At 74.3% G+C, this 21,150-nt stretch carries 22 protein-coding genes; 16 read left to right on the top strand and 6 right to left on the bottom strand.

Annotation, left to right across the window (positions count from 1 at the left end; all coding sequences use genetic code 11):
• Nucleotides 1-36: 36 nt before the first annotated feature.
• Nucleotides 37-726 carry a TetR/AcrR family transcriptional regulator gene (locus ACZ5CZ_RS08575; protein ID WP_385846035.1) on the bottom strand — a complete coding sequence of 230 codons (690 nt, stop codon included), beginning with the start codon at nucleotides 724-726 and terminating at the stop codon, nucleotides 37-39.
• A gap of 99 nt (nucleotides 727-825) precedes the next feature.
• Between ACZ5CZ_RS08575 and ACZ5CZ_RS08570 the strand changes: the two genes are divergently transcribed.
• Nucleotides 826-1,389 (top strand): NAD(P)H-dependent oxidoreductase, encoded by a 564-nt coding sequence (locus ACZ5CZ_RS08570; protein WP_467544704.1) that lies wholly within the window; start codon nucleotides 826-828, stop codon nucleotides 1,387-1,389.
• A 66-nt stretch (nucleotides 1,390-1,455) separates the two neighbouring features.
• On the opposite strand, the gene ACZ5CZ_RS08565 is transcribed toward ACZ5CZ_RS08570, so the two are convergent.
• Nucleotides 1,456-2,025 carry an ArsR/SmtB family transcription factor gene (locus ACZ5CZ_RS08565; RefSeq protein ID WP_468940478.1) on the bottom strand — a complete coding sequence of 190 codons (570 nt, stop codon included), beginning with the start codon at nucleotides 2,023-2,025 and terminating at the stop codon, nucleotides 1,456-1,458.
• Between the two features lie 463 nt (nucleotides 2,026-2,488).
• Between ACZ5CZ_RS08565 and ACZ5CZ_RS08560 the strand changes: the two genes are divergently transcribed.
• From ACZ5CZ_RS08560 to ACZ5CZ_RS08540, 5 genes are all read left to right on the top strand, one after another.
• Entirely contained in the window at nucleotides 2,489-3,724 is a 1,236-nt protein-coding gene (locus ACZ5CZ_RS08560) for an MFS transporter (RefSeq protein ID WP_468940476.1), read from the top strand.
• 35 nt (nucleotides 3,725-3,759) lie between these two features.
• A complete protein-coding gene (locus ACZ5CZ_RS08555; protein ID WP_385846041.1) occupies nucleotides 3,760-4,755 on the top strand; it encodes an alpha/beta hydrolase in 996 nt (331 codons plus the stop codon).
• Nucleotides 4,756-4,805: 50 nt separating this feature from the next.
• Complete coding sequence (locus tag ACZ5CZ_RS08550) at nucleotides 4,806-6,227, top strand: amidase (protein WP_468940473.1); 1,422 nt, start codon at nucleotides 4,806-4,808, stop codon at nucleotides 6,225-6,227.
• Nucleotides 6,228-6,256: 29 nt separating this feature from the next.
• The gene (locus ACZ5CZ_RS08545) at nucleotides 6,257-6,475 is read left to right on the top strand and encodes a hypothetical protein (RefSeq protein ID WP_385846043.1); all 219 of its coding nucleotides are present in this window, start codon (nucleotides 6,257-6,259) and stop codon (nucleotides 6,473-6,475) included.
• Nucleotides 6,476-6,609: 134 nt separating this feature from the next.
• The gene (locus ACZ5CZ_RS08540; RefSeq protein WP_385846044.1) at nucleotides 6,610-8,070 is read left to right on the top strand and encodes an SPFH domain-containing protein; all 1,461 of its coding nucleotides are present in this window, start codon (nucleotides 6,610-6,612) and stop codon (nucleotides 8,068-8,070) included.
• Nucleotides 8,071-8,094: 24 nt separating this feature from the next.
• On the opposite strand, the gene ACZ5CZ_RS08535 is transcribed toward ACZ5CZ_RS08540, so the two are convergent.
• Together ACZ5CZ_RS08535 and ACZ5CZ_RS08530 are read right to left on the bottom strand one after the other, a co-directional pair.
• Nucleotides 8,095-8,523 (bottom strand): hypothetical protein, encoded by a 429-nt coding sequence (locus ACZ5CZ_RS08535; protein WP_385846045.1) that lies wholly within the window; start codon nucleotides 8,521-8,523, stop codon nucleotides 8,095-8,097.
• Between the two features lie 53 nt (nucleotides 8,524-8,576).
• Entirely contained in the window at nucleotides 8,577-9,251 is a 675-nt protein-coding gene (locus ACZ5CZ_RS08530) for a helix-turn-helix transcriptional regulator (RefSeq protein WP_468940469.1), read from the bottom strand.
• Nucleotides 9,252-9,370: 119 nt separating this feature from the next.
• Between ACZ5CZ_RS08530 and ACZ5CZ_RS08525 the strand changes: the two genes are divergently transcribed.
• The 6 genes from ACZ5CZ_RS08525 (at nucleotide 9,371) to egtD (ending at nucleotide 15,077) form a co-directional block, all read left to right on the top strand.
• Nucleotides 9,371-9,799 (top strand): cupin domain-containing protein, encoded by a 429-nt coding sequence (locus ACZ5CZ_RS08525; RefSeq protein WP_468940467.1) that lies wholly within the window; start codon nucleotides 9,371-9,373, stop codon nucleotides 9,797-9,799.
• Between the two features lie 54 nt (nucleotides 9,800-9,853).
• On the top strand, nucleotides 9,854-10,300 hold the full coding sequence (locus ACZ5CZ_RS08520) for a type II toxin-antitoxin system PemK/MazF family toxin (RefSeq protein ID WP_450783947.1): 447 nt from the start codon (nucleotides 9,854-9,856) through the stop codon (nucleotides 10,298-10,300).
• Nucleotides 10,301-10,643: 343 nt separating this feature from the next.
• On the top strand, nucleotides 10,644-12,005 hold the full coding sequence (egtA, locus tag ACZ5CZ_RS08515; protein WP_385846051.1) for an ergothioneine biosynthesis glutamate--cysteine ligase EgtA: 1,362 nt from the start codon (nucleotides 10,644-10,646) through the stop codon (nucleotides 12,003-12,005).
• Nucleotides 12,002-13,339: an ergothioneine biosynthesis protein EgtB gene (gene egtB / locus ACZ5CZ_RS08510; protein WP_468940463.1), complete on the top strand. Its 1,338-nt coding sequence runs from the start codon at nucleotides 12,002-12,004 to the stop codon at nucleotides 13,337-13,339. The genes egtA and egtB overlap by 4 nt, the downstream gene beginning before the upstream one ends.
• Nucleotides 13,339-14,118, top strand: a complete 780-nt coding sequence (gene egtC, locus ACZ5CZ_RS08505) for an ergothioneine biosynthesis protein EgtC (protein ID WP_468940461.1) — start codon at nucleotides 13,339-13,341, stop codon at nucleotides 14,116-14,118. Before egtB ends, egtC begins: the two co-directional genes overlap by 1 nt.
• The gene (gene egtD, locus ACZ5CZ_RS08500) at nucleotides 14,115-15,077 is read left to right on the top strand and encodes an L-histidine N(alpha)-methyltransferase (RefSeq protein WP_385846056.1); all 963 of its coding nucleotides are present in this window, start codon (nucleotides 14,115-14,117) and stop codon (nucleotides 15,075-15,077) included. Before egtC ends, egtD begins: the two co-directional genes overlap by 4 nt.
• Before the next feature lies 1 nt (nucleotide 15,078).
• Here the strand turns inward: egtD and ACZ5CZ_RS08495 are convergent, their stop codons facing one another.
• On the bottom strand, nucleotides 15,079-16,338 hold the full coding sequence (locus ACZ5CZ_RS08495) for an extracellular solute-binding protein (protein ID WP_468940456.1): 1,260 nt from the start codon (nucleotides 16,336-16,338) through the stop codon (nucleotides 15,079-15,081).
• 193 nt (nucleotides 16,339-16,531) lie between these two features.
• Between ACZ5CZ_RS08495 and ACZ5CZ_RS08490 the strand changes: the two genes are divergently transcribed.
• Nucleotides 16,532-16,747 (top strand): dodecin, encoded by a 216-nt coding sequence (locus ACZ5CZ_RS08490; RefSeq protein ID WP_385846059.1) that lies wholly within the window; start codon nucleotides 16,532-16,534, stop codon nucleotides 16,745-16,747.
• A 24-nt stretch (nucleotides 16,748-16,771) separates the two neighbouring features.
• On the opposite strand, the gene ACZ5CZ_RS08485 is transcribed toward ACZ5CZ_RS08490, so the two are convergent.
• A complete protein-coding gene (locus ACZ5CZ_RS08485; RefSeq protein WP_385846060.1) occupies nucleotides 16,772-17,263 on the bottom strand; it encodes a phosphatase domain-containing protein in 492 nt (163 codons plus the stop codon).
• A 169-nt stretch (nucleotides 17,264-17,432) separates the two neighbouring features.
• On the opposite strand from ACZ5CZ_RS08485, the gene ACZ5CZ_RS08480 reads away from it, so the two are divergent.
• The 3 genes from ACZ5CZ_RS08480 to ACZ5CZ_RS08470 all read left to right on the top strand — a co-directional run bounded on the left by ACZ5CZ_RS08480 (nucleotide 17,433) and on the right by ACZ5CZ_RS08470 (nucleotide 21,069).
• A complete protein-coding gene (locus ACZ5CZ_RS08480) occupies nucleotides 17,433-18,440 on the top strand; it encodes an LLM class flavin-dependent oxidoreductase (RefSeq protein WP_468940451.1) in 1,008 nt (335 codons plus the stop codon).
• Between the two features lie 70 nt (nucleotides 18,441-18,510).
• Nucleotides 18,511-18,702 carry an antitoxin gene (locus ACZ5CZ_RS08475; protein WP_385846063.1) on the top strand — a complete coding sequence of 64 codons (192 nt, stop codon included), beginning with the start codon at nucleotides 18,511-18,513 and terminating at the stop codon, nucleotides 18,700-18,702.
• A 30-nt stretch (nucleotides 18,703-18,732) separates the two neighbouring features.
• A complete protein-coding gene (locus ACZ5CZ_RS08470; protein WP_468940448.1) occupies nucleotides 18,733-21,069 on the top strand; it encodes an ATP-binding cassette domain-containing protein in 2,337 nt (778 codons plus the stop codon).
• Nucleotides 21,070-21,150: the final 81 nt, after the last annotated feature.

Below are 21,150 nucleotides of genomic sequence, written 5' to 3'. Positions count from 1 at the left end.
GGTTCTGTGTCCGGCCCGACCGGTCCGGCGTCCGGCTCAGTGGAGCGGCTGAGTGCCGGTCACCCGGGCGACCAGGTCGAACCAGCCCTGCTCCAGCCGTTCCATGGGCATGCCGCACTGGCGGGTCAGATGGTGGATGAGGCCGGGGTCCAGCGCCGCCAGCAGGGTGTGGGACAGCAGATCGCAGTCGCCGTCCGGCACCAGCTCGCGCAGCAGCATGGTCACATGGGTGCGCAGCGCCTGGAAGGCGGGGTGGGCGTACCGGCGGGCGGGCTCCGGCTGGGCGGCCAGCTCCAGGTCGAGCGCCTCGGCCGAGCGGTAGAGCACGGCCACGCCGAACGCCCGCAGCCGCTCCAGGGGCGGCGCGCCGGGGCCCAGCGGCGGCGGGCCGCTCAGGAAGTCGGACTGGAGCTGGCGGGCGGAGTGGTCGAGCAGCGCCATCAGCAGACCGGTGCGGTCGCCGAAGCGGCGGAAGACCGTGCCCTTGCCGACCTGGGCGGCGGTGGCGACCGCCTCCATGGTCACCCCGGCCACTCCGTGTTCCGCGATGAGCCGGGAGGCGGCGTCCAGCAGCCTGGCCCGGTTGCGGGCCGCGTCGGCGCGCAGGCAGGGCTCGTCGGCGGCCGTGCCGATGTCGAGCAGGGCGGGCTCCTCTTGGGGCCCGAGGGGCTCACGGGGCTCCGGGCAGGGGGGCAGGAGGCTGGACATGGAGCCAGCGTAAAGCATCGGGAAGAAAACTGGACCGCGGTCCGTTTAGGATGGTACACAGTTAACCGGACCCCGGTCCGGATTGTGACCGCGATGTTTCAGCCTCTTGGAGTACCCATGTCCGTTCGCATCCTCGCGCTCGTCGGCAGCCTCCGCGCCGGCTCCCACAACCGCCAGCTCGCCGAGGCGGCCGCCAAGCTCGCTCCGGAGGGCGCCGAGGTCGTGCTCTTCGAGGGCCTGGCCGACGTGCCGTTCTACAACGAGGACATCGACGTCGAGGGCGCCGTTCCGGCCGCCGCCGCCGCGCTGCGCGAGGCCGCCCAGGCCGCCGACGCGTTCCTGTTCTTCTCGCCCGAGTACAACGGCACCATCCCGGCCGTCCTGAAGAACGCCATCGACTGGCTGTCCCGCCCGTACGGCGCCGGCGCCTTCGGCGGCAAGCCCGTCGCCGTGGTCGGCACCGCCTTCGGCCAGTACGGCGGCGTGTGGGCGCAGGACGACACCCGCAAGGCCGTGGGCATCGCCGGCGGCAAGGTGATCGAGGACATCAAGCTGTCCATCCCCGGCTCCATGACCCGTTTCGCCGAGACCCACCCGTCCGAGGACGCCGAGGTCGCCGCCCAGCTGACCGAGGTCGTGGCCCGGCTGCACGGCACCATCGCCGAGGCCGCGGCCGCCTGAGCCGCACCCGCACCACGAAGGGGCCGGAGTTTCTCCGGCCCCTTCGCCGTGTCCGCGCCCTCCCGGTCACCCCGCGACGAGCCGCTCCCCGAGCGGGCTGCGGCGGTAGAGCACCCGTCTGCCGTCCCTGGCGCGGGTGAGCAGACCGGTGTCGTACAGCACCCGCAGATGCTGCGAGACGGCGCTCGGGGTCACCCCCAGCCGACGGGCCAGCTCGACGGTGGGCAGGGGCTCGGCGAGCAGCCGCAGCAGGGTCGTCCTGGGCGCGCCGAGCAGGGCGGTCAGGGGGGACGCCTCGGGCGCGGGCGGCGCTTCCCACAGGGTGGCCGTGCCCCGGCCCGGGTAGGCCAGCATCGGCGCGGCGTCGGCGCTGATCGGCGGCGCCGGCTTGTGCGCGAACACCGACGGGACCAGCCGCAGCCCCCGCCCGTCCGCGGCCACCGTGTGCCGGCCGATCATCTTGTCCACCGTCAGCATTCCGTCGCGCCAGCGCAGGTGGGGGTGGAGACCGGCGAAGAGGGCGCACGCGCCGCCGGTGGCCAGCTGTCCCGCCCGGTAGGTGATGTCGGCCTCCAGCACCAGCCGGATCCGCGGCCAGTACGGCAGCAGCGCCGTCTCCCAGTAGCGGCGCAGCACCGCGCAGAGCGTGTCGAGCAGGTCCAGGACGGGCCCGTCGCCGGGTGCGGCGGCCTGCCGCAGGGGCTCGGGCAGCGGGTGTGGCGCGTGGGCGGCGCGCAGATCGTGCCGTACGGTCCGCGCGGGTGTGGCCCGTACGACGGCCAGCTCCTCGTCGAACGAGGGGGCGTACGCGGCGGGCCGGGGGTGAGGAAGTCGGGCAGCGCCAGAGTGGCGCCGACCAGCGCGGACAGCAGGGGCCGGTCGGCGGGGGCGAGCGCGCCGAGCACGGTACGGCGCCAGTCGCGGTGCAGCGGGTGCAGGCCGGGGGCGCGCAGCACCCGCAGACTCTCCATGAGCTGGCCGAGCGGGGAGATCGCGAACCGGGTGTCGGCGAGGTCGTCCACCCCGAGCAGGATGCCGATCATTCAGCCCCCGGCTACATCGTTGGGCAACGGCCGGCGTGCGACGTGGACTTGCGCCTATGACGGATCATCACACCGGGCAGGGTACCGCGCTGCCGCCGGGCGTCTCCCGGCTCGTCCCGCTGCTGGCGCTCGCCTGCGGGGTGGCCGTCGGCAACGTCTACTTCCCGCAGGCGATCGTGCCGCTCGCGGCGGCCGGCCTCGGCGTCTCTGCGGACGCGGCGGCCGGGGCGGTGACCGCCACCCAGTTCGGCTACGCGGCGGGGATCTTCCTGCTGGTCCCGCTCGGCGACCGGCTGCGGCCCCGCCCGCTGCTCGTCGCGCTGCTCGTGCTCACCGGTCTCGGGCTGTGCGCCGCTGCCGCCGCGCCCGGGCTGCCGCAGCTGCTCGCGGCGAGCGCGCTCACCGGGGCGAGCACCGTGATCGCCCCGCTGGCCGGGCCGCTGACGGCGGGCCTGGTGCCGGCCGAGCGGCGGGGCGTGGCCGGCGGCACTCTGCTGAGCGGGTCCCTCGCGGGCATGCTGCTGTCCCGCACGGCCGGGGGCGCCCTCGGCGAGCAGCTGGGCTGGCGGGCGCCGTACCTCCTGGCCGCCCTGCTCACCCTCGCGGTCGCCGGGCTGCTCGCCCGCGCGCTGCCGGACCGGGAGCCGCCGTCCCGGCAGCGGTATCCGCGGCTGCTGGCCGAGCCGCTGCGGCTGCTGCGCACCGAACCGGCCCTGCGCCGCTCCTGCTGCTACCAGACCGCCGTCTTCGCCGCCTTCTCCGCCGCGTGGACCGGACTGCCGCTGCTGCTCACCGGCCCCCGGTACGGGTTCGGCGCGGCCGCCGTCGGGGGGTTCGCGCTGGTCAACGCGGTCACCATGGTCGTCACCCCGTATGCGGGCCGGCGGGTGGACCGGCGTGGCCCGGACGCGGTGAACCTGGTCTGCTTCCTGCTGGTCACCGCCTCCGCCGGGCTGCTCGCCCTGGGCGGTCTCGGCGGGGCGCCCGGGCTCGCGGCCCTGGCCGGGGGCACGCTGCTGCTGGACATCGGCATGCAGTCCGGGATGGTCGCCAACCAGGTGCGGGTGTACGGCCTCGGCGCCGGCGTCCGCAGCCGGCTCAACACCGCCTACATGACCTGCGCCTATCTGGGCGGCAGCCTGGGCTCCTGGCTGGGCACCCGGGCCTTCGCCCAGTACGGCTGGACCGGCGTGTGCGGCCTGGTCGCACTCCTGACCCTGGTGGCCCTGAGCCGGCAGCTGGCGGGGTATGCAACCGGTGCCCGGTCGTGCCGGACGGGTGTGCCGGGGTGACCGGTGCTGTCGGAGGAGCTCTGTAAGGAGAAGCGATGTCCCTGGTCCCGCCGCCGTTCGACGCGGAACTGGCCGCCGTGCTGGAGCGGTCCGAGGACGCGTTGGCGCCCGGCTTCACCCGGGACGACCTCGCGGCCGCCCGCCGGGCCACGGGCCCCGAGCTGCTCGCGCTGGTCGACGTCACCCTGGACGGCGCCTTCACGGCCCGGGACCGCACGGTGCCCGGCCCGCCGGGCGCCCCGGACGTCTCCCTGCTGCTGTGCCGTCCCGCCGCCGGCGCGCCCGCCGCCCCGCTGCCGGTGCTCTACCACGTGCACGGCGGCGGCATGATGCTCGGCACCAACCGGGCCGGTGTCGAGGTGCCCCTGGCCTGGGCCCGGGAACTCGGCGCGGTGGTGGTGTCGGTGGAGTACCGGCTCGCCCCCGAGCACCCGCATCCGGCGCCGGTCGAGGACGTGTACGCGGGCCTGGTGTGGACCGCCCGGCACGCCCGGGAGATCGGCGGCGACCCGGACCGGATCGTCGTCGTGGGCGCCAGCGCGGGCGGCGGACTGGCCGCGGCGGCCGCCCTGCTCGCCCGGGACCGCAACGGCCCCCGCCTGCTGGGCCAGTTGCTGATGGGCCCGATGCTCGACGACCGCAACGACACCGTCTCCAGCCGGCAGATGGCGGGCCGGGGCGTCTGGGACCGCACCGCCAACGAGACCGGCTGGACGGCGCTGCTGGGCGAGAGCCGGGGCGGCCCGGACGTGTCCCCCTACGCCGCGCCGGCCCGCGCCACCGATCTGTCCGGGCTGCCCCCGGCCTATCTGGACGTCGGCTCGGCGGAGACCTTCCGGGACGAGGTGGTCGCCTACGCCTCGCGCCTGTGGCAGTGCGGCGGCGCGGCCGAACTCCACGTCTGGCCGGGCGGCTTCCACGGCTTCGACACCCTCGCCCCCGAAGCGGCCCTCTCCCGCTCGGCCCGGACGGCCCGCCGGGACTGGCTGCGCCGGCTGGTGCGGGAGCCCGTACCGCCGGGACCCCACTGACGTTACTGTTCGGTAGACAAGGTCCCGGAGTCTCCCGGAGGTGCTCCGCCATGGTGTCCGATCCCGTCGCCGGTCTCGTGGAGTCGCGCCGCGCCCTGCGCGAAGGAGCCGTGACCTCACGGGAGTTGGTGGAGCGGACGCTCGTCCGGATCGAGCGGACCCAGGGCACGCTGAACGCGTTCCGGATCGTCCGGGCCGAGGCCGCGCTCGCCGAAGCGGACGCGGCCGACCAGGAGTTGGCCGCCGGCGGACGGCGCCCGCTGCTCGGGGTGCCGGTCGCGGTGAAGGACGACATGGACGTGGCCGGCGAGCCGACCGCCTTCGGCTGCCGGGGGGACTTCCCGCCGGCGGCCGCGGACGGCGAGGCGGTACGGCGGCTGCGCGCGGCCGGCGCGGTGATCGTCGGCAAGACGAACGCCTGCGAGCTGGGGCAGTGGCCGTTCACCGAGGGGCCGGCGTTCGGTGAGACCCGCAATCCCTGGCACCCCGGGCACACCCCGGGCGGGTCCTCCGGTGGCTCGGCCGCCGCGGTCGCCGCCGGGCTGGTCCCGGCCGCGCTCGGCTCCGACGGCGCCGGATCGGTGCGGATCCCCGCCGCCTGGACCCATCTGATCGGCATCAAACCGCAGCGCGGCCGCATCTCCACCTGGCCGCGCGCCGAGCCCTTCCAGGGCATCACGGTCAACGGCACCCTGGCCCGTACGGTCGCCGACGCGGCCCTGCTGCTGGACGCGGCGAGCGGCAACCACGCCCGGGACCCGCACCGGCCGCCCGCGCTCACGGTGGCGGACGCGGTCGGCCAGGACCCCGGCCGGCTGCGCGTCGCGCTCTCCCTGCGGCCGCCGTTCACCGCCGTACCCGCCCGGCTGGACCCGGGGATCCGCGCCCGGGTGACCGAACTCGCCGAGCTGCTGGAGCGGTTGGGGCACACGGTCGTACCGGCGGATCCGCCGTACGGGCAGATCGGGCTGACCTTCGTGCCGCGGGCCACCGCCGGTGTCGCCGAGTGGGCCCGCGAGGCGCCCGACCCGGCGCTGCTCGATCCGCGCACCCGGGGCACCGCCCGGCTCGGCCGGCTGCTCGGCGGGGCCCCACTGCGGGCGGCCCGGCGGGCAGAGGCGGTGCTGCACCGGCGGATCGGCGCGTTCTTCGACACGTACGACGTGGTCCTCGCCCCGACCACGGCCGCTCCCCCGCCCCGGATCGGCGCCCTGCACCGGCTGGGCGGGACGGCCACGGAGCGGGCGGTGATCGCCGCCTGCCCCTACGCCTGGCCGTGGAACGTGCTCGGCTGGCCCGGCGTGAACATCCCCGCGGGGTTCGTCGGGGACGGTCTGCCGGTCGGGGCCCAGCTGCTCGGGCCCGCGTGCAGCGAGCCGCTGCTGGTCCGGCTCGCCGCCCAGGTGGAGGCGGAGCTGCGCTGGCACACGCACCGGCCGCCGCGCCGGGACGAGGCCGCAGGGGTCCTCTGACGCCGGCGTTCCGCCCGTACGCTGGGGCCATGGACGATGTGTCGATGGTCGGGCTGCTCGGCCGGGTGACGGGCACGGTCGGGCCCGGGCTGGTCGGCGAGGTGATCGTGCGGGTGCGCGGCGGCGCGGAGCACTTCCTCGCCCACCCGGCCGACGGCACCGCCCGCCTCTCGCCCGGGACGGTGGTCACGGTGGTGGAGTACCTGCCGCCCAGGACGGTGTACGTCATCGCCGCCTACGACAGTTGAGCGGGCTGCGCCCCAGGTGAGGGCGGTGTGCGTCAAGATGGCAACAAGGATTCCCCGCCGTCTTCTCGGGGCGTCCGGGCGGGCGCACACTCCCTTCGTCCGGTGCCGGATCAGGCACCATGCAAAGGGGGCGAATGCCGATGATCGTCGGCGTCGTTGCGGGGGCGGTCGTGGTGGCCGTCCTCGTGCTGGTCGGTCTCTTCAAGCTGATGTGGCGGGTCGCCGAGCCGAACGAGGCGCTCATCATCTCCGGCTCCAAGCACCGTACGGAGGGCCTGGAGGAGGGGATGGGGTTCCGCATCGTCACCGGGCGCGGCACGCTGGTGCTGCCCGGGGTGCAGGCGGTGCGCAAGCTGTCCCTGGACCTGAACGAGACCGAGCTGCACGTGGACTGCGTCACGCACCAGGGCATTCCGCTGAAGGTGCGGGGCGTGGTCATCTTCAAGGTGGGCGACGACTTCGTGTCGATCGCCAACGCGGCCCGTCGTTTCCTGGACCAGCAGAAGCTGATGTCCGACCGGGTGCACAACGTCTTCGCCGGTCATCTGCGGTCCATCGTAGGCGGGTTGACGGTGGAGGACATGATCCGCGACCGCGAGAAGCTGACCGGGCAGACCCGGGCGGCCTGCGGTACCGAGATGGAGAAGCTCGGGCTGATCGTGGACTCGTTGCAGATCCATGAGATCGAGGACCCGACCGGCTACATCCAGAACCTGGCGATGCCGCACGCGGCGGCTGTGCAGCGGGACGCGCGGATCGCGCAGGCGGAGGCGAACCGGCTGGCCACCGAGGCGGAGCAGCAGTCGTTCGCGCGGATGGCGGAGGCCACCCGGGACAGCGAGATCCTTCAGGCCGGCTACCAGGCCGAGCGGGACAAGGCGGCGGCGAAGGCCCGCCAGGCCGGTCCGCTGGCCGAGGCCGGCGCCCGGCAGGAGGTGGTGGTGCAGGAGACCCGGGTCGCCGAGCTGGAGGCGCACCGGCGCGAGCAGCAGCTCCAGGCCGACGTCCGCAAGCCGGCGGACGCGAAGGCGTACGAGAAGCGGACCCTGGCCGAGGCCGAGCGCGATGCGCGGATCTCGGCGGCCGAGGCCAAGGCCAAGGAGACGGAGCTGGCGGCCGGGGCCGAGGCGACCCGGGTGAAGACGGCCGCGGCCGCCGAGGCCGAGGCGACCAAGACGCGCGGTGCGGCCGGCGCGGACGCCACCCGGGCCACCGGTCAGGCGGAGGCCGCGGCCGCGCAGGCGAAGGGTCTGGCGGAGGCCGAGGCGATCCGGGCCCAGGGTCTGGCGGAGGCGGAGGCCATCAAGGCGCGGGCCGCCGCGCTCGCCGAGAACCAGGAGGCGGTCGTCGCCCAGCAACTCGCGGAGAAGTGGCCGGAGATCGTGCAGGCCGGCGCGTCCGCGTTCGGCAATGTGGACAACATGGTGCTGCTCAACGGCGCCGACGGCATGGGCGAGCTGTTCGCGAAGGCGCTCACCATGGGCGGCACCGGCCTCGGTCTCGCCCGGAAGCTGCTGGCCACCATGGGCGACAACGCCCCGGCGGCACCGGCCACTTCGCCCTCCCTGCCGGTACCGGTGGACGAGGAGGACTGAGCGGAGCCCCCCGGAACACCACCGTCACCGGGTGTTCAGGGCCACTCCGAGTGCGATCAGGGCGGCGACCTTGGCCAGCTCCAGGGCCACGTACCAGAGGTGACTGCGCGAGCGGGGCAGGTCCTCGCCCGCCAGCACCCGGTCGGACCTGCGGTTGAGCAGCGGTCGTACGACGGCCAGCTGGGCGAGCAGGAGGGCCGCCGCGGCGCCGGTCGCCCAGCCGACGGCGGCCGTGGCCCCGCCCGCGGCGGCCACGGCGATCACCGCGACGGCGAAGACCGCCTCGACGGCGTTCAGCGCCCGGAACACCAGCCGGCCGATGCCGAGGCCGATCGGGATCGTCACGCCCGGCGCACGGAACTTCAGCGGCGCCTCCAGGAAGGAGATCGCCAGCACCATGCCGAGCCAGACGAAGGTGACCGCGCTCGCGGTGGCGGCGGACGTGGCGTTCATGAAGGGGTGCCTTTCTCCGCCGCGGGGCAGCGGGAGCGAGGGGCCGGGAGGGCTCAGGCGGCGGCCGGGCGCTCGGCCAGACGGGCCACGCAGGAGTCCGGTTCGGCGAAGGGGTCCAGTCCGGTGGCGGTCAGCGGGGCGTCGAGCCGCGCCAGGGCGCCCTGGATCAGGCCGAGATGGAGCGGGCACACCAGCCGGCCGTGTTCCTCGGCCAGTTCGAGGAACGGGCAGTGGTGCAGCCGGATCCGCTCCGGTGGGCCGTCCGGCTCCGTCGCGCCCTCCGGGCGGGGTGCGAAGCCCAGGTCGTCCAGGAGGGCGACCAGTCCGGCCGCCGCACGCGCGGACGTGGGCCGCTCGAACGGCGCCGGCGGGTCCACCAGGAAGCGGCCCCACTCGCGGCCGGTCTCCAGCGCCTCCGCGTGTGCCTCGGCCGGATCGGCGGCCGCCCAGCGGCTGAGCAGCATCCGCGCCAGGAGGGGGTACGAGCGGGTGCCGCCGCGGGGCATGCCGGGGCGGGGCGTGTAGACGGTGCGCGGCCTGCCGGGTCCGGACGGTGCCTCGGTCCGGCGCTCGACCAGGCCCTCGGCCACCAGGGCGTCCAGATGGAAGCGGACGGTGTTGGGGTGGATGCCCATCCGCTCGGCCGTCTCCGTGACACCCAGCGGTGCGGGCGCGGCACGCAGCGTGTCCAGCACCTCGCGCCGTCGTGGGCTCTCCCGTGTGGCCATGTCCGGGCACCCCGCTCTCACCTGCGCTGATTTTTCACGAATCCTACATGTATTAATGAGTAGAGTGCGGGCGGGGGTAGTCGGGCACGGGGGACGACAAGAGCCGAGAGGAACAGCAGATGAGACAGCAGTCCGCGATCGGGAACCGGCCGGTCGGCGGCCTCGGGCCCGAGCCTGAACCGCGTCTGCTGTGCGACGCCCGGGCCCTGGCCGAGGCGCCACCGGTCCCCTCGGGGGTGCTGTGGAAGCTGGCCGAGAGCGGGCGCCAGCTCGACGCCAACGTGGTCCGGCTCGCCCCGGACACCCGGGTCGCCGCGCACGCCGAGCCCCGGCTGGACGTGCTGCTGATGGTGGTCGCCGGGGACGGCGTGCTCGGACAGGGCGCGGCGGAGGAACCGCAGCCGCTCGCCGAGGGGGCCCTGGTGTGGCTGCCGCACGGCGCGACGCGCAGCATCACCGCCGGGCCGGGCGGGCTGACGTATCTGACGGTGCACGTGCGCCGCCCCGGCATGGCCATCGGCCGGCGCGCCGACACCGCATCGGAGTAATCCGCGGGGTCCGGCGGCTCGTTGCGGCATGATCCGTACCACTAGGGTGCCGCCGTGACCACGTTTACCGATGAGAACGTCCCCGGCCGTTACGGCCCGCACGCCACCACCGAGGCCGACCCGCGCGAGGTCGGCCGGGTGCGCACCGAGTACTCCCCGGCCCACGACGGCGACCCGGACCCCGGCGAGATCGTGTGGACCTGGGTGCCCTTCGAGGAGAACGACGGGCGGGGCAAGGACCGCCCGGTGCTGGTCGTCGCCCGGGAGGCGGCGGGCACCTTCCTCGCCGTACAGCTCTCCAGCAAGCGGCACGACGGCGACCGCGAGTGGGTGGCGATCGGCAGCGGGCCCTGGGACCGGTCCGGCCGGGACTCCTGGGTGGACGTGGACCGGGTGCTGAGGCTGCACGAGAGCGGCATGCGCCGGGAGGCCTGCGCGCTGGACCGGATGCGGTTCAACCTGGTGCGGCAGCGGCTGCACGAGCGCTACGGCTGGACCTGACCGGCCGCCGCGGGGCTGCCGCGGACGTCCGCTTCCGGGGCGGTTCCGCGCGGGCCGGCGCTCACGGCGCCACCCCCGTGGACGCCGTGACCACGGCCCGCGCGGTCTCCCCCGTCGTGCTCACGCAGGCATCCTGGGCGATGCTGGTGATGCGGTGCAACGGAGTTTCCCGTCCCCGGGAACGTCCCGGGAACGGGCACGGAAACGGGGATGACCGATCCGGAACATCCGGCAGGGCACCCTTGTGCGAACCGGCGCGAGGGTCTTGGGTGGAACGAGTGCCGGCCCGGACCACCCTGGACCGGGCCGGTGACATGGTGGTGTCTCTCAGGAGGATCCCGACATGTCTGATTCCAAGAGCGACGGTGGCGACTGTACGGAGTCCCGGACAGCCTTCACCGACGCCGAGGTGGAAGCCCTGGTCAGGGGCATCTGCTTCAAGACCGGACCGCCCCGGGCGCTGGGTGTGGAACTGGAGTGGCTCGTCCACGAGCTGCGGACGCCGCAGCTTCCCGTGAGCTGTGACCGGCTCGAAGCGGCCTACGCCAGGCTGCGGGCCGTACCCCTGGGCTCGGCGCTCACCGTCGAACCCGGCGGCCAGCTGGAGCTCAGCTCGCCGCCCGCCGCCTCCCTGATGGAGTGCGTGGACACCGTCTCGGCCGACCTGGACGCCGTCCGCGCCGTGCTCGCCGAGGACGGCCTCGGCATCCTCGGCATCGGCCACGACCCCTGGCACGCGCCCCGCAGGTTCCTGCGGGAACCGCGCTACGACGCCATGGAGGCCTGCCTGGACCGCACCGGTCCGGCCGGCCGGCACATGATGTGCACCTCGGCCTCCGTACAGGTGTGCGTGGACGCCGGCCACGAGGAGCCCGGTCCGCTGGGCCATGTACGGCGCTGGTGGCTGGCGCACCAGCTGGGCGCGGTCCTGGTGGCCGCGTTCGCCAACTCCCCGCTGATCGGGCGCCGGCCCACCGGCTGGCGGTCCACCCGTCAGCTGCTGTGGACGGAGATCGGCGCCGGCCGCGCGGGCGCTCCCCCGCTGGACGCCGACCCGCGGGCCGCGTGGGCCCGGCATGTGCTGGACGCCCCGGTGATGTGCGTCCGCCGGGAGAGCGGGCCGTGGGAGGTGCCCGAGGGGCTCACCTTCCGCGAGTGGACCCGCTCCCGCACACCCCGGCCGCCGACCCGGGCGGACCTGGACTACCACCTGACCACCCTGTTCCCGCCGGTCCGGCCGCGCGGCCATCTGGAGCTGCGGATGATGGACGCCCAGCCCGGCCCGGACGGCTGGATGGTGCCGCTCGCGGTGACGGCGGCGCTGTTCGACGATCCGGCGGCCGCCGAGGCCGCGTACCGGGCGGTCAAGCCGCTCGCCGAGCGGTCGCTGGGCCTGCCCGCCCCGCACAACCCGCTGTGGGTGGACGCGGCCCGGCACGCCCTCGCCGACCGGGAGCTGCGCGAGGCCGCCGACGTCTGCTTCGCGGCCGCCCTGGAGGCGCTGCCCCGGCTCGGCGCGAGCGATGCCGTCCTGCACGCCGTGAGCGCCTACCGGGACCGCTATGTCGCCAGGGGCCGCTGCCCCGCCGACGACCTGCTGGACGGACTGGACGAGGACGGACCGAGCGTTCGCGAACTGAACGACCGGGTACTGAGCGGGGGCGGCGCCCCCACCGCCTCCGGGAGGAAGGACATCCGCACATGACGGCCCCCGAGACCGACACCTCCGCCACCGGCGGCGATCCGGACCTCCTGCGGGCCCGGGCGCTCGCCTCGCTCACCGCGGCCCGGGACCGCACCACCCTGCTGACCAGCTGTGTCGAGGACCCGGACCTCACCGCGCAGCACTCCCCGCTGATGTCGCCGCTGGTGTGGGACCTCGCGCACATCGGCAACCAGGAGGAGTTGTGGCTGCTGCGGGCGGTCGGCGGCCGGGAGGCGATGCGCCCGGAGATCGACACCCTGTACGACGCCTTCGAGCACCCGCGCGCCGAGCGCCCCACGCTGCCGCTGCTGCCGCCCGAGGAGGCCCGCCGGTACGCGGCCGAGGTGCGCGACCGGGCCCTGGACGTGCTGGCGGCGGCCGACTTCCACGGCACCCGGCTGACCGCGGCCGGGTTCGCCTTCGGCATGATCGCCCAGCACGAGCAGCAGCACGACGAGACCATGCTGATCACCCATCAGCTGCGCACCGGCCCGCAGGCCCTGACCGCCCCCGATCCGGCGCCGGCCCCGCCCTTCACCGGGCCGCCCGACGTGCTCGTCCCCGGCGGCCCCTTCACCATGGGCACCTCCGCCGAACCCTGGGCGCTGGACAACGAACGCCCCGCGCACACCCGCGAGGTGGCGCCGTTCAGGATCGACACCACCCCGGTGACCAACGCGGCCTACCAGGCGTTCATCGCGGACGGCGGCTACGACACCGAGCGCTGGTGGGCGCCGGAGGGCTGGGCGCACATCCGGCGGCACGGGATCTCCGCGCCGCTGTTCTGGCGGCGGGACGGCGGCCAGTGGCTGCGCCGCCGGTTCGGCGTCACCGAGGTGGTGCCGCCCGACGAGCCGGTGCTCCATGTGAGCTGGTACGAGGCCGACGCGTACGCCCGCTGGGCCGGGCGCCGGCTGCCCACCGAGGCGGAGTGGGAGAAGGCCGCCCGCCACGACCCGGTCACCGGCCGCTCCCGGCGCTACCCCTGGGGTGACGCCGATCCGGAGCCGGTCCACGCCAACCTGGGCCAGCGGCACCTCGGACCCGCCCCCGCCGGCAGCTACCCGGACGGCGCCTCGCCACTGGGCGTACGGCAGCTGATCGGTGACGTGTGGGAGTGGACGTCGAGCGACTTCCTGCCGTACCCGGGGTTCCGGGCGTTTCCGTACCGGGAGTACTCGGAGGTGTTCTTCGGCTCCGACTACAAGGTGCTGCGCGGCGGTTCGTTCGCCGTGGACCCGGTGGCCTGCCGGGGCACGTTCCGCAACTGGGACTACCCGATCCGGCGGCAGATCTTCTCCGGCTTCCGCACCGCCTGCTCGGAGCCCTGCTGATGTGCCGTCACATCGCCTATGTCGGCCCGGAGACACCGCTCGGCACGCTGCTCGTGCAGCCCCCGCACAGTCTGCTGCGACAGTCGTGGGCGCCGCGCCGGCAGCGCTACGGCACCGTCAACGCCGACGGCTTCGGGGTGGGCTGGTACGCCCCGGACGATCCGGTGCCGGCCCGCTACCGGCGGGCCGGGCCGATCTGGGCGGACCTCTCCTTCGCCGACCTGGCCCGGGTGGTGCGCTCCGGCGCCGTGCTGGCCGCCGTCCGCGACGCGACCCTCGCGGGCGCCGACGCGGAGGCCGCGGCGGCGCCGTTCGCGGCCGGGCGGTGGCTGTTCAGTCACAACGGCGCCATCGCGGGCTGGCCGGACACGGCGGCGCCGCTGCTGTCCGCGCTGCCCCCGGCCGAGCTGCTCGCGCTCGCGGCCCGCACCGACTCGGCGTTCGTCTGGGCGCTGGTCCTGCACCGGCTGCACTCCGGCGACGAGCCGGACCTGGCGCTGGGCGAGACGGTGCGGCTGGTCGCCCGGACGGCGCCCGCCGCCCGGCTGAACCTGCTGCTGACCGACGGCGACACGATCGCCGCCACCGCCTGGGGCGACAGCCTCTGGTACCGCACGGAGCCCGGTCGCGGGACGGTCGTCGCCTCCGAGCCGTACGACGACGACCCGCTCTGGCAGGAGGCCCCCGACCGCACCGTGCTCACCGCGAACCGCGCCGGCGTGCTGCTCGCCCCGCTGGAGGATCCGGCGCCCGCAACCGAGAAGGAGCCCTGCCGTTGAGTCCCCTGCACGTCACCCGCACCCTCCCCGAGGACGCCACGGACGCCGCGCTGCGCGCCGACGTCCTGCGCGGCCTCACCGCAAACCCCAAGTCGCTGCCCCCGAAGTGGTTCTACGACGCCCGCGGCAGCAAGCTGTTCGATGAGATCACCGAGCTGCCCGAGTACTACCCGACGCGCGCCGAACGGGAGATCCTCGCGGTCCGCTCGGGCGAGATCGCCGCCGCGAGCGGTGCCCGGACCCTGGTCGAGCTGGGCTCGGGCTCCTCGGAGAAGACCCGCTATCTGATCGACGCGCTGACCGGGCTCGCCGCCTATGTCCCGGTGGACGTGAGCGAGAGCGCCCTGCGCCAGGCCGGGCAGGCACTCGTCGCGGAGCGCCCGGGGCTGGAGGTGCACGCGCTGATCGCCGACTTCACCGCCCCGCTGGCGCTGCCCACCACGCCGGGGCCCCGGCTGCTGGCCTTCCTCGGCGGCACGATCGGCAATCTGCTCCCGGCCGAACGCGCGGAGTTCCTGGCCTCGGTGCGCAGGCTGCTCGCCCCGGGCGACGGGCTGCTGCTCGGCACAGACCTGGTCAAGGACGAGCGGGTGCTGGTCCGGGCGTACGACGACGCGGCCGGTGTGACGGCCGCCTTCAACAAGAACGTGCTGGCCGTCATCGACCGCGAGCTGGGCGCCGACTTCGACCCGGACGCCTTCGCGCACGTGGCTCTGTGGGACGCCGAGCGCGAATGGATCGAGATGCGGCTGCGCTCCCGTACCGCGCAGACCGTGAAGGTGCCCGCGCTCGGTCTCGCGGTGGAGTTCGCGGCGGGCGAGGAGCTGCGCACGGAGGTGTCCGCGAAGTTCCGGAAGGAGGGTGTGACCCGTGAACTCGCCGCGGTGGGCCTGGACCTGACCCACTGGTGGACGGACGAGCAGGGCCGGTTCGCGCTGTCGCTGAGCGTGGCGCGCTGAGTCAGCCGAGGTCCGGAGCGAGCGCCTCGGTGATCTTCCGGGAGGCCCTGCGGGCCTCGGTCGCCGGGTCCGCCCCGGTCAGCACCCGGGTCATGTACCGCTTGATCGGGTTGTCGGCCTCGACGTCGGCCCACTGAGGGGTGTTCGGGGTCGCCCGGCCGTGCGCCGCGCCCACGGCCATGGCGGCGACCCCCGCCTCGTCCGCGACGGAGGCGGCGAGGGCGCTCCTGTTGGGCACGTAGTTCATGGTGCGGGCCAGTTCGGTGTCCCACTTGGCGCCGGTGAGCGCGCCCACCACGGCGGTGGCCGCGAACTGGTCCTTGGTGTTCTCCGGGACGACCAGGTCGGAGCCGCCGGTGAAGACCGTGCCGGGCCGTGCGGCGGTCGGGCCGGGCACCGGGAAGAAGCCCAGCTTGCCCTTCAGCCCCGGGTTCTGCCGCACGATCGCCTGGGCGAGCCCGGGTACGGCGACGATCTGGGCGACCTTGCCGCCGGCGAACACGCCGGCCTGCGGCGGGTGTTCCTCGTCGGCGTCCACCGGCCCCGCGCCCAGCGCCTGGAGCCGCCGGTAGAAGGCCATGCCACGCAGCGCGGCCGGGGAGTCCAGGGCACCCTCCCACACGTGGTCCCGCTGCCGGGCCAGATCGCCGCCCTCGTCCCAGATGAAGCCGGACAGGGTGTACCAGTCCTGGCCGGCCAGGTAGATGCCCTGGTCGCCACCGGTGTCGAGCCGCTCGGTGTCGGCGAGCCACTCGGCACGGGTGCGCGGCGGCCGGGTGATCCGGGCCCGGGCGAAGAGGTCCTTGCGGTAGATCACGACGCGGTTGGCCGCGTACCAGGGGATGCCGTACTGCTTGTTGCCGTCCTTGCCGGGTTCGGCGAGGCCGGGCAGCCAGGTGTCCATGTCCCAGTCGCGCATCGCGTCCAGCGTCAGGTCGGCGAGCCGGCCGCCGTCGGCGTACAGCGGCACCTGGGTGTTGCCGACCTCGATGACGTCGGGGCCGTGCCCGGAGTGGTCCTGGAGCGCGGCGCGCACCTTCTCGACGATGCCGGTCCACTGCTGGATGCGGATGTCCAGGCGCAGGTCCTGGTGGGTGCGTTCGAAGTCGGCGGTGAAGCGTTCGAGGAAGTCCGCCGAGGCGCTGTCCTGCATCAGCCACACGGTGACGGTCTTCCGCTCGTGCCCGCCCGGCAGCAGCCCGCAGGCGCCGAGGAGGGATCCGGTGACACAGAGGAGGGCGAGCAGGCGACGACGTCTCACGAGGGGTCCTGTTCTGTCTGGCCTGGGCGGTGCGGACAGGGCGGGGTCCCGGCGTGGGGGGTCGAGCAGCCGGTGCTCGAACGGGGTGTGCTGGATTTTGGTATGGACCAATGCGGAGGTCAAGGTCCCGTGGGAATACGGCCCCTGGCCTCGACGCCGTGCGGGCCGGGCCCGGATGCGGCACCGTGGAACCATGTCGAACCACACATACCGGCTGACCGAGATCGTCGGCAGCTCCCACGAGGGCGTCGACCAGGCCATTCGCAACGGCATCGACCGTGCCGGCCAGACCCTGCGCAACCTGGACTGGTTCGAGGTGACGCAGATCCGCGGCCAGCTCGACAACGGGCACATCGAGCACTGGCAGGTGTGTATGAAGGTGGGCTTCCGCATCGAGGACGAGGACTGACCCGCCCGGGCGCCGGGCCGGGTCTCAGGTACGGCCCTCGCGCTCCTGGGCCTCCTCCAGGGCTGCCGACTTCACCGCCCACCGGGCCCGTACGACGGTGAACCCGGCGCGTTCGGCGTCGTCGCAGACGAGATCGTCGTCGTCCACCAGCATCCGGACCTCGCGGTCCCGGGCGAGCCGGCGCAGCGTCTCCAGTTTGGTGAACCGGGCCGGCCTGCGGTCGGAGTTGCTCCGCATGTGCACCCGCCCCTCGGGCAGCCCGTGCTGCGCGAGCCAGTCGAGGGTGTCCCGGCGACACCGCTCGGGGCGGCCCGTCAGATAGACGACCTCGCAGGTGAGGGCGGTCTCCACGGCCAGCGCCACCCCGCGCTCCAGCGGCGGGTCCTGGGGCGCGGCGGCGAAGAACGCGTCCCAGTCCTTCGGCCGCGTGGTCAGAAAGCGCTGCCGGTGGGCGGTGTCCGCGAGGGTGTTGTCGAGATCGAACACGGCGATCGGCCGTCTGCTGTCATCGCTCACACCCGAACCCTAACCAGCGCCCCCCACTTCGCCACGCCCCCGGCCATCCCGGTGCCGACCGGCACACAGTGGTCAACCACCTGTCAGCGCCCCGCACCCCACCATGCCACCCGCCCAGCCACCCTCCCGGCAGCGGGAATCCCCGGGTCTCGTACGCGTTGAACCCTGTGTGAGCAGCGCACTGATCGACCGGACCCGGTTCTCCGTTCTCGACCGTTCCCGTACGCGCGAGGGCCGGCCGCCCGGTGAGGCGTTGCGGGACACCGTCGCGCTGGCGCGCGAGGTCGAGGCGCTCGGTTACCACCGCTTCTGGGTGTCCGAGCACCACGGTGTGCCCGGCGTCGCCGGTTCCGCGCCGACCGTGCTCGCGGCGGCGGTCGCCGGGGCCACCCGGAGGATCCGGGTCGGTACCGGCGGGGTGATGCTGCCCAACCACCGGCCCCTTGTCGTCGCCGAGCAGTTCGGGGTGCTGGAGGCGCTGTTCCCCGGCCGCATCGACATGGGGTTCGGCCGGTCCGTCGGCTTCACGGACGGGGTGCGCAGGGCGCTCGGCCGGGACCGGGGCGACGCCGAGGACTTCGCGGCACAGCTGGGCGAACTGCTGGAGTTCTTCACCGGGACCTCGCCCACCGGGGTGCACGCCCGCCCGTCCGAGGGCCTGCGCGTACCGCCGTTCGTGCTGGCGATCGGCGAGGGCGCGGCGATCGCCGCCCGCGCCGGTCTGCCCCTGGTCATCGGGGATCTGCGGGGCCGCGAGAAGCTGCTGCGCGGGATCGACCAGTACCGCTCGCTGTTCCGGGCCTCCCCCTGGGCGGCGGAGCCGTACGTCGTGGTCTCCGGCACCGTCGCGGTCGCCGGCACCGAGCAGGAGGCGCGCCGGCTGCTGGTGCCGGAGGCCTGGTCGATGGCGTACGCGCGCACCCATGGCACCTTCCCGCCCCTCGCCCCCGCCGAGGAGATCGAGGCCCGCGCGATGACCGTAAGGGAGCGGGACCTGTACGAGTCCGGGCTCGCCCGGCACATCGCCGGCACCGCCGAACAGGTCGCCCGGGAGCTGGAGACGGTGCTCAAGGAGACGGGCGCCGCCGAGATCCTGGTCACCACCAGCACATACGACCGTGCCGCGCTGCTGGACTCCTACCGGCGGCTCGCCGGGCTGTTCGCGCCCGGGTCCTGAGGGCCCGAGATGCGAACCGCGCCCGCCCCGGTGACCCTGGGAGGGAACCCAAGCGACGAGGAGGGCTGCCATGTCCATGCTGGACAAGCTCAAGGGTCTGCTCAAGGGCCACGAGGACCAGGCCCGGATGGGCGTCGACAAGGCCGGTGACGCCTTCGACGCGCGGACCGGGAACAAGTACCAGTCGCAGGTCGACGACGCACAGCGGCGCATCGACGAGCAGCTGGGCCGCGACCAGGGAAACCCCCCTCCGCAGGCTTGACCGGACATGGGCGGGTAGAGTCTTGCCCCCATGCACCACCCCCATGACCCGTACGTCCGCGTCCGCGGCGCCCGTGAGCACAACCTCAAGGGTGTCGACGTCGACATCCCGCGGGACGTCCTGGCCGTGTTCACCGGCGTGTCCGGCTCGGGGAAGTCGTCCCTGGCCTTCGGCACCCTCTACGCCGAGGCCCAGCGGCGCTACTTCGAGTCGGTCGCGCCGTACGCGCGCCGGCTGATCCACCAGGTCGGGGCGCCCAGGGTCGGCGAGATCACCGGGCTGCCGCCCGCGGTCTCCCTCCAGCAGCGGCGCTCCGCCCCCGGCTCCCGCTCCTCGGTCGGTACGGTCACCAACCTCTCCAACTCCCTGCGCATGCTGTTCTCGCGCGCCGGTGACTACCCGCCCGGCGCCGAGCGGCTCGATTCGGACGCGTTCTCGCCGAACACGGCGGCGGGTGCCTGCCCGCAGTGCCACGGCCTCGGCCAGGTGCACGAGACCACCGAGGAACTCCTGGTCCCCGATCCCACGCTGTCCGTCCGCGAGGGGGCCGTCGCCGCCTGGCCGGGCGCCTGGCAGGGCAAGAACCTGCGGGACATCCTGGACACGCTCGGGTACGACGTGGACCGGCCCTGGCGTGAACTGCCCGCAGAACAGCGCGAGTGGATCCTGTTCACCGACGAGCAGCCGGTCGTCACCGTGCACCCGGTACGGGACGCCGACCGCATCCAACGGCCGTACCGGGGCACGTACATGAGCGCCCGCCGGTATGTGCTGAAGACCTTCTCGGACACCAAGTCGGCCACGCTGCGGGCGAAGGCGGAACGCTTCCTGACCAGCGCGCCCTGCCCGGCCTGCGGGGGCAGCCGGCTGCGGCCCGAGGCGCTGGCGGTGACCTTCGACGGGCGGACCATCGCCGAGCTGGCGGCGCTGCCGCTGACCGACCTGGCCGCGGTTCTCGCCGACAGCGGCGGCACCCGAACCGCCCAGGTCCTCACCGCGGACCTGGAGTCCCGGATCGCCCCCGTGGTCGAGCTGGGTCTCGGCTATCTCAGCCTCGACCGGGCCACCCCCACCCTCTCGGCGGGCGAGCTGCAACGGCTGCGGCTCGCCACACAGTTGCGCTCCGGGCTGTTCGGCGTGGTGTACGTGCTGGACGAGCCCTCCGCCGGACTGCACCCGGCGGACACGGAGGCACTGCTGACGGTGCTGGACCGGCTGAAGGCGGCGGGGAACTCGGTGTTCGTGGTGGAGCACCACCTGGAGGTGGTGCGCGGCGCCGACTGGCTGGTGGACGTGGGTCCCGGGGCGGGCGAGCACGGCGGCCGGGTGCTGTACAGCGGGCCACCGGCCGAGCTGGCGTCGGTCGAGGAGTCGGCGACGGCCGCCTTCCTCTTCGACGAGTCACCGGGCCCGGCGCGGGCGGTCCGCGAGCCGCGCGGCTGGCTGACGGTGGGACCGGTGACCCGGCACAATCTGCGGGCGGTGACCGCCGCGTTCCCGCTCGGCGCGTTCACCGCCGTCACCGGTGTCTCCGGCTCCGGCAAGTCCACGCTCATCGGCGCGCTGACGGAGGAGGCGGAGGGCGTCGACCGGCTGGTCCGGGTCGACCAGAAGCCGATCGGGCGGACCCCGCGCTCCAATCTGGCCACGTACACCGGCCTGTTCGACGTCGTACGGAAGGTGTTCGCGGCGACCCCCGCGGCCGGGGAACGCGGCTACGGCGTGGGGCGGTTCTCCTTCAACGTGGCCGGCGGGCGCTGTGAGACCTGCCAGGGCGAGGGGTTCGTCAGCGTCGAGCTGCTGTTCCTGCCGAGCACCTACGCGCCCTGCCCGGACTGCGGCGGCGCCCGCTACAACCCCGAGACGCTCGAGGTGACCTACCGGGGGCGCAGCATCGCCGAGGTGCTGGACCTGACCGTGGAGGCCGCCGCGGAGTTCTTCGCGGACAGCCCGGCCGCGGCGCGCAGCCTGGGCACACTGCTCGACGTGGGGCTCGGCTATCTCCGGCTCGGCCAGCCGGCGACCGAGCTGTCCGGCGGGGAGGCGCAGCGGATCAAGCTGGCCAGCGAGTTGCAGCGGGGCCGGCGCGGTCACACCCTGTACCTGCTGGACGAGCCGACGACCGGCTTGCATCCGGCCGATGTCGAGGTGCTGATGGACCGGCTGCACGGGCTGGTCGACGCCGGGCACACGGTCGTGGTGGTCGAGCACGACATGACGGTCGTCGCGGGCGCCGACTGGGTGATCGACCTCGGTCCGGGCGGCGGCGACCGGGGCGGCCGGATCGTGGCGGCCGGGCCGCCGCAGCAGGTGGCCACCGCGCCGGACAGTGCCACGGCGCCGTATCTGGCGCGGGTGCTGCCCTGAGTCCGGAGTGCGACGGGTGCCCAATGCATCAATGACGTAACCGAGTTGGGCATCCCGCGGTCCCATCCGTCGCTCGTGACC

The organism is Streptomyces sp. NPDC031418 (assembly GCF_055581605.1).
This window is presented reverse-complemented; position numbering and strand designations above follow the sequence as displayed.

What these genes read in the sequence shown, in the direction of transcription:
- ACZ5CZ_RS08575 (WP_385846035.1), bottom strand. Translation starts at nt 726, where the DNA reads ATGCTTTACGCTGGCTCCATGTCCAGCCTCCTGCCCCCCTGCCCGGAG.
- ACZ5CZ_RS08570 (WP_467544704.1), top strand. Translation starts at nt 826, where the DNA reads ATGTCCGTTCGCATCCTCGCGCTCGTCGGCAGCCTCCGCGCCGGCTCC.
- ACZ5CZ_RS08560 (WP_468940476.1), top strand. Translation starts at nt 2,489, where the DNA reads ATGACGGATCATCACACCGGGCAGGGTACCGCGCTGCCGCCGGGCGTC.
- ACZ5CZ_RS08555 (WP_385846041.1), top strand. Translation starts at nt 3,760, where the DNA reads ATGTCCCTGGTCCCGCCGCCGTTCGACGCGGAACTGGCCGCCGTGCTG.
- ACZ5CZ_RS08550 (WP_468940473.1), top strand. Translation starts at nt 4,806, where the DNA reads ATGGTGTCCGATCCCGTCGCCGGTCTCGTGGAGTCGCGCCGCGCCCTG.
- ACZ5CZ_RS08545 (WP_385846043.1), top strand. Translation starts at nt 6,257, where the DNA reads ATGGACGATGTGTCGATGGTCGGGCTGCTCGGCCGGGTGACGGGCACG.
- ACZ5CZ_RS08540 (WP_385846044.1), top strand. Translation starts at nt 6,610, where the DNA reads ATGCCGATGATCGTCGGCGTCGTTGCGGGGGCGGTCGTGGTGGCCGTC.
- ACZ5CZ_RS08535 (WP_385846045.1), bottom strand. Translation starts at nt 8,523, where the DNA reads ATGAACGCCACGTCCGCCGCCACCGCGAGCGCGGTCACCTTCGTCTGG.
- ACZ5CZ_RS08530 (WP_468940469.1), bottom strand. Translation starts at nt 9,251, where the DNA reads ATGGCCACACGGGAGAGCCCACGACGGCGCGAGGTGCTGGACACGCTG.
- ACZ5CZ_RS08525 (WP_468940467.1), top strand. Translation starts at nt 9,371, where the DNA reads ATGAGACAGCAGTCCGCGATCGGGAACCGGCCGGTCGGCGGCCTCGGG.
- egtA (WP_385846051.1), top strand. Translation starts at nt 10,644, where the DNA reads ATGTCTGATTCCAAGAGCGACGGTGGCGACTGTACGGAGTCCCGGACA.
- egtB (WP_468940463.1), top strand. Translation starts at nt 12,002, where the DNA reads ATGACGGCCCCCGAGACCGACACCTCCGCCACCGGCGGCGATCCGGAC.
- egtC (WP_468940461.1), top strand. Translation starts at nt 13,339, where the DNA reads ATGTGCCGTCACATCGCCTATGTCGGCCCGGAGACACCGCTCGGCACG.
- ACZ5CZ_RS08490 (WP_385846059.1), top strand. Translation starts at nt 16,532, where the DNA reads ATGTCGAACCACACATACCGGCTGACCGAGATCGTCGGCAGCTCCCAC.
- ACZ5CZ_RS08475 (WP_385846063.1), top strand. Translation starts at nt 18,511, where the DNA reads ATGTCCATGCTGGACAAGCTCAAGGGTCTGCTCAAGGGCCACGAGGAC.
- ACZ5CZ_RS08470 (WP_468940448.1), top strand. Translation starts at nt 18,733, where the DNA reads ATGCACCACCCCCATGACCCGTACGTCCGCGTCCGCGGCGCCCGTGAG.